The organism is Priestia endophytica, assembly GCF_026790145.1.
In the GTDB taxonomy this organism is placed as follows: Bacteria; Bacillota; Bacilli; order Bacillales; family Bacillaceae_H; genus Bacillus_I; species Bacillus_I endophytica_A.
The window spans coordinates 1-5198 of the sequence record NZ_JALAMS010000056.1; the positions used below are offsets into that span (position 1 = coordinate 1).

Consider the following 5198-nt stretch of genomic DNA (forward strand, 5'->3'; position numbering starts at 1 on the left):
TTTTTTGTCCTTCATTTAGTTTATTAAATGTCTCCCATTGCTCTTTGGCGTATTCATCATGTTTAGCTTTTTCCTCCCACCATGCTACATAATTTTTCTTCATCACCCCAAAGGCCGGAACGCCATTGTTTTCAGGATCATTTTTAGGTTTAGCGTTAACTTTTCCATCAAATCCAATTACAGTAACCACTAATAAACAGGCCAACACCACATAAGTCAGAATATTGAGTTTTTTCACCTTACTATCCCTCCCTAATAACTGAATACAAACTCATATTACAATATAAACATTTTTTCACAAGGGAATATTTACCTAAATAGTCCTGATTTATTCCTTTTGTACATGACTAAAATGCGAAAGAAATCAGTTTCTTCAGCTTACAAGAAAATATTACAGTGGATAAACTTATGTTACATTTATTTGCTGCTTTAGCTATATTTGAACAAAATCCTATTTTTCATTTGCTTATAACAAACTTATCTGTAAAGGCCTTTTGAATAAAAGGTTGCCTGTAAAATAGTTTTTCTTCATATGTCAAAAACCATGGTTTTTGAGACAGTAGGTTAATAACTTAAAATAAATATAGATACTAAACATAGACTTTGTCACAGGTCATCACACACAAAAATTGTGAAAGATTACTCAACAATTAAAAACACTTTCTGAATAGTATGGACTTTCTGAATTCAACAGGTTATAATAGCTAACAATTTACCTCAAAATTAGTCAAATAAAAGGAGATGAAATGGGAAGAAACAATAAAAGTCTATGAAAATTAAAAATGACTAAAAAGATTGGAGAACGAACAGCAATGAATTTAGTAAATCAAATTAGTACATTGGCGAATAAGTACTTTAGTGTTATATCCATTCTATTTGCCATCGCAGCGTTTAGTTGGCCTGAACAGTTTGTCTGGTTAGGGTCTTACATTACCACTCTACTCATGATTGTCATGTTTGGTGTAGGAATGACATTAAAACCAGTTGATTTTAAGATGGTTCTTACGAATCCAAAGCCTATCGTTGTTGGTGTGTTAGCACAATTTACGATTATGCCTTTGCTTGCATTAGGAATCGCCATCTTATTAAACCTTCCACCGGAATTGGCTGCGGGAATTATTTTAGTTGGCTGTGTCCCTGGGGGTACGTCATCAAATGTTATGGTCTATCTTGCAAAAGGAAATACGGCGCTGTCGATTGCAATGACATCTTTATCGACCATGTTGGCGCCAATTCTTACGCCAACCCTTCTCTATTTCCTAGCCGGGCAGTGGATGCCAGTTGATCCAATGGGAATGTTTGTATCTATTATTAAAGTGATTATCCTCCCCATTGCCTTAGGATTCGTGATTCAAAAAATTCTTCCAGACGTTGTCGAAAAGGGTGGGGCAGTACTTCCGTTAATCTCTGTTATTGCGATTGCTCTTGTTTGTGCGGCGGTTGTTTCTGGGAATAGAGACAATATTGCCTCTTCGGGAATGATTATTTTTGTAAGCGTCCTTTTACATAACATATCGGGATTGTTTCTTGGCTATTTGGTCGGGATTTTAATGAAGCTAGATATAGAGACAAGAAGAGCTATTTCGATTGAAGTCGGAATCCAAAACGCTGGATTAGGAGTGTCACTTGCCAAGACACACTTCGCTGCTTCTCCACTCACGGCCTTGCCCGGCGCTGTCGCTGTCACATTACATGTCATCAACGGATCCATTCTGGCGTCTTATTGGTCGAGAAAAGAAATTGATAAGAAAGAAGGTGACGTGGGTAGAGAGACAAAAGTAACGGGGTAAGGGAAGGCTTTGGGCGTCCATCCTCCCTATATGATTTTTTAGTTGTATATGATATACACTTTTAGTTACCATAATCTATCTTAGGGGAAGTTAAAAAAGTCCAGACCCTTTGTCTCACAAGGGATCTGGACTTTTCATTTTTTCTACTTTATGCAAGTTTTTATACATCGTTGAGTTAGCAAGCTTTCTAAATCTCCTCAACAAAAAAAGAGTGCATAAAAATCTGAGGGTTTATGCACTCAATAAATATAGGAATTCCCTTTAATAATGCACAGGAACACGATCTAAATTCTTTTTCTTGGCTACAAAATAACGACTATAACTATCTAGGAGTTCATGTGTATCTGGATCAATAATAATCGGTTTATCTACCGTTCCATTCTTCTCAATGCTTTCTTCTACAGCCTTTTGTTTCGCCATTCCTGGGGTGAATTGAAGAAAGGTTTCCGGAACCTTAATCTCCTCTAATGACATCCATTCCCTCGTCCCCTCTGGAACAAGAAGAGGCTTTTTCTCTTTCTCTTTTTTACATTCTCCTTGGGGTTGACTTTCCTCTTGTTTTTTAGCTCTTAAACCCTTTTTTGGTGTTTGTTTCGGTTGTTTCTTCTCTTTTCCTTTGTCCTCAATTTCTTGTATTTGCATACAAATAACGCCTATCTCACCTGTACATTGTTCAAAAGGAATGTCTAAACAAGGTTCTCCTTGAACTACAAAACGCCTTTGTGAAAATCCATCTCGGTCTATGTTTAATTTATTAAACTGTTTTAAGCTAAGAACCACGGTATACGTAATGGCATTACTCTTAAACGGAATACCTTTTGGGGCATTGGGACTCCCCTTTTCCTCCATATCAAAAGTAAGGTATTTTCCATAGTCTTGAATTGAGCTTGTCGGATGACCAGTGACAGTGATTTTATGAGCCATCTTACTCCCTCCTTCTCTCTATCTATAATTCTATTATATATACACTTATGTACCCTTGTGTAGGGTCAAACCCTAAAACATTGCATTTCCCCATGTTTTTACTGTTTTTCTATATTGTGATTATTTTCCTTATATTTGTTACAATGAAATTATTAAAGGAAAAGAGGTGTTCTTGAATTGAAAAGTACAGGAATTGTGAGGAAAGTCGATCAATTAGGGCGTGTAGTCTTACCAAAGGAGCTAAGACGCACTCTTACTATTAAACAGCATGATCCTTTAGAAATCTTTGTAGACGAGAATCAAATCATCTTAAGAAAATATCAGTATCATAAAGCATGTATGATTACGGGAAAAATATCAGAAGACAATATGGTATTAGCAAATGGAAAAGTAGTACTCAGTAAAGAAGGAATGGAGATTCTTTCTAAAGAGGTAAGGGAAATCGACGTTTACGTCTAAAAGATGACTGACAGGTATAAATAAGTATGTATAGATGCGATGACAGGCCCGAATTTTGCATTTATCTTTTTTTCGTGGATATTCCTTGTGACCGTCAAGGTTACGTGAACACTTTATGCTAAATAAGAGTTAACACTTTTCTGGAAAATAGTACGTGCTCATTGTCACTTGACATGGAGCCTCTACGTACTGATATTTTAAAAAAAGTCCGTCATAACAAGGGTTATAATGCCTACATAAGGCTATCACGTACGCCTCTCCATATAAAGTGCACGTCTTTAACTGGAAAAAAAGTGTTCACACTAAATGAGCGAAATTTGTTCACTTTTATTTAGCAGTCACACAAGGAGCTGTTAGCATGGTATATGATTTTATATTAACGTTTATTATTACGTTTGTAATCGTAGGAGTTATCGGCTTTGTAGTTAATACATACTTGTCAAAAGGGGAAGAAAGTAAATGGAAAGTATTCGTAGTTTATCTCATTCAAAGTTTTATAATTTCTGTTCTTCTTATTTGGGTTGTATAGCTACTTCTGAACTAACAGAAACTTTAGTGTAGAAACAAAAAAAGGATCCACTCTTTAAAAGAGTGGATCCTTTCTGCATTAATTCTTCGTATTATACCCTTTAAAGTTATACCCGTAGATTTTCGTTAACTCCTGGAAACTTCTATAAGAGTATGTGATATTAACGGGCGTTCCCACTTGAACTTTGTCATAGTGTTGCTTTAAAATAAAGTTTGATCAAATTGATACTAATAACCTTAAAAATCGATCATAGAAAAGAGCATGTTTTGAAAAAAAGATTGATCAAAACGCGCTCTTAATATTTTCAATTGACTCATTCTTTTATAAAAAAGATTGATCAGTTCCTATATATGTTGCTCCACAATAGCGCCCGTTCGGAAGATCAAGATAATTATTAGAGCTTTTCTTTACTTTTAAACCCTTTTTTCTAATTCATATGCAATAACAAATTAGAGCATAATTTGTTAAAATCCGCAGACTATATAGGTAAAACTAAAAATTCAGAGGTGCTTTATATGAATGTAAAATCAATAATTGTTCTATTTACTGTCGTTTCTTCCTGGTTAACAGCTCCTCTTATCAAAAAATCTGAATGGAAACGGTTTTATCCTGCCCTTTTTTTTATGTCCATTTTTATTGCAATTGAAAGCTACATTGCCTATAAACGTAAGTGGTGGGAATTCCCAAAAGGGACCATTTTGCATGATCTTAAAGATGCTCCCTTTGTTGTAGGTCCCTTTTTTATCGGAACGTTATGGATTTTAAAGTTTACTTATGGCAATTTGAAAAAGTACATACTGGTTAATACGCTAATAGATACAGGATTTGTATACGGATTAATGCTCCTTATGGAGAAATTTAACATCATGAGATTGGTTAAATTGAAGAAATATCAATTCATGTCCTTATTTTTTCTTAAAGCCATAAGCATATATGGATTCCAGTATCTTAAGGATATGAAGAGACTTAAAGCTTGAGCTAACAAATTTCTCAAGCTCTATAAATTTCATTGTAACTTAAGATACAATATTTACAGTGAAATAAATTTCTCTTAATACTCAATATCTTATCCCTTTTCTTCAAGTATTTTATAAAATTCAAGTAACCTGCCATTGTAGCTTTGAAATAAAGATTGATCAAAAACTAACGTTAATAACCTTGATATAAGAGCAAATAGAAAGAGTATGTTTTGAAAAAAGATTGATCAAAACATGCTCTTATTTAATATGATGGATTAACGTCTTTATAAAAAAGTTTGATCAGTTAATTTTATTTATCCCTATTTCATTTTATTAATAGGCACATCGAAGACTAACAAATAAAAAATAATAATTGGAACACCAATCATATATGCTAATAGAGGTTTTTTATGGTGAAGTAAGGCAAGCAAGATATCTCAACAATATCGTGGAGCAAGATCACCGTTTTATAAAGAAGCGAGTTCGTTCTATGCTGGGATTGAAGTCATTTCGTACAGCTACTCATATACTGTGTGG

Annotated in this window: 6 protein-coding genes and 1 pseudogene; 5 read left to right on the top strand and 2 right to left on the bottom strand. The window is 34.3% G+C overall.

From position 1 onward, the window contains the following. The coding region (locus MOC86_RS25715; RefSeq protein WP_268586744.1) for a hypothetical protein at positions 1 to 238 on the bottom strand (238 nt) is incomplete at its 3' end. Between the two features lie 574 nt (positions 239 to 812). On the opposite strand from MOC86_RS25715, the gene MOC86_RS25720 reads away from it, so the two are divergent. Then, positions 813 to 1790 (top strand): bile acid:sodium symporter family protein, encoded by a 978-nt coding sequence (locus tag MOC86_RS25720; protein WP_268586745.1) that lies wholly within the window; start codon positions 813 to 815, stop codon positions 1788 to 1790. A 261-nt stretch (positions 1791 to 2051) separates the two neighbouring features. Here the strand turns inward: MOC86_RS25720 and MOC86_RS25725 are convergent, their stop codons facing one another. Continuing rightward, positions 2052 to 2714, bottom strand: coding sequence for a hypothetical protein (locus MOC86_RS25725; RefSeq protein WP_268586746.1), 663 nt, complete (start codon positions 2712 to 2714; stop codon positions 2052 to 2054). 177 nt (positions 2715 to 2891) lie between these two features. Here MOC86_RS25725 and MOC86_RS25730 point away from each other — a divergent pair, with 177 nt between their 5' ends. The 4 genes and pseudogenes from MOC86_RS25730 to MOC86_RS25745 form a co-directional block, all read left to right on the top strand. Next, positions 2892 to 3173: an AbrB/MazE/SpoVT family DNA-binding domain-containing protein gene (locus tag MOC86_RS25730; RefSeq protein ID WP_268586747.1), complete on the top strand. Its 282-nt coding sequence runs from the start codon at positions 2892 to 2894 to the stop codon at positions 3171 to 3173. Positions 3174 to 3531: 358 nt separating this feature from the next. Beyond that, positions 3532 to 3702, top strand: a complete 171-nt coding sequence (locus MOC86_RS25735; RefSeq protein WP_268586748.1) for a hypothetical protein — start codon at positions 3532 to 3534, stop codon at positions 3700 to 3702. Positions 3703 to 4217: 515 nt separating this feature from the next. Further along, positions 4218 to 4679: a hypothetical protein gene (locus tag MOC86_RS25740; RefSeq protein WP_268586749.1), complete on the top strand. Its 462-nt coding sequence runs from the start codon at positions 4218 to 4220 to the stop codon at positions 4677 to 4679. A 397-nt stretch (positions 4680 to 5076) separates the two neighbouring features. Further along, a pseudogene (locus MOC86_RS25745) lies at positions 5077 to 5198 on the top strand (DDE-type integrase/transposase/recombinase); the annotation flags it as partial.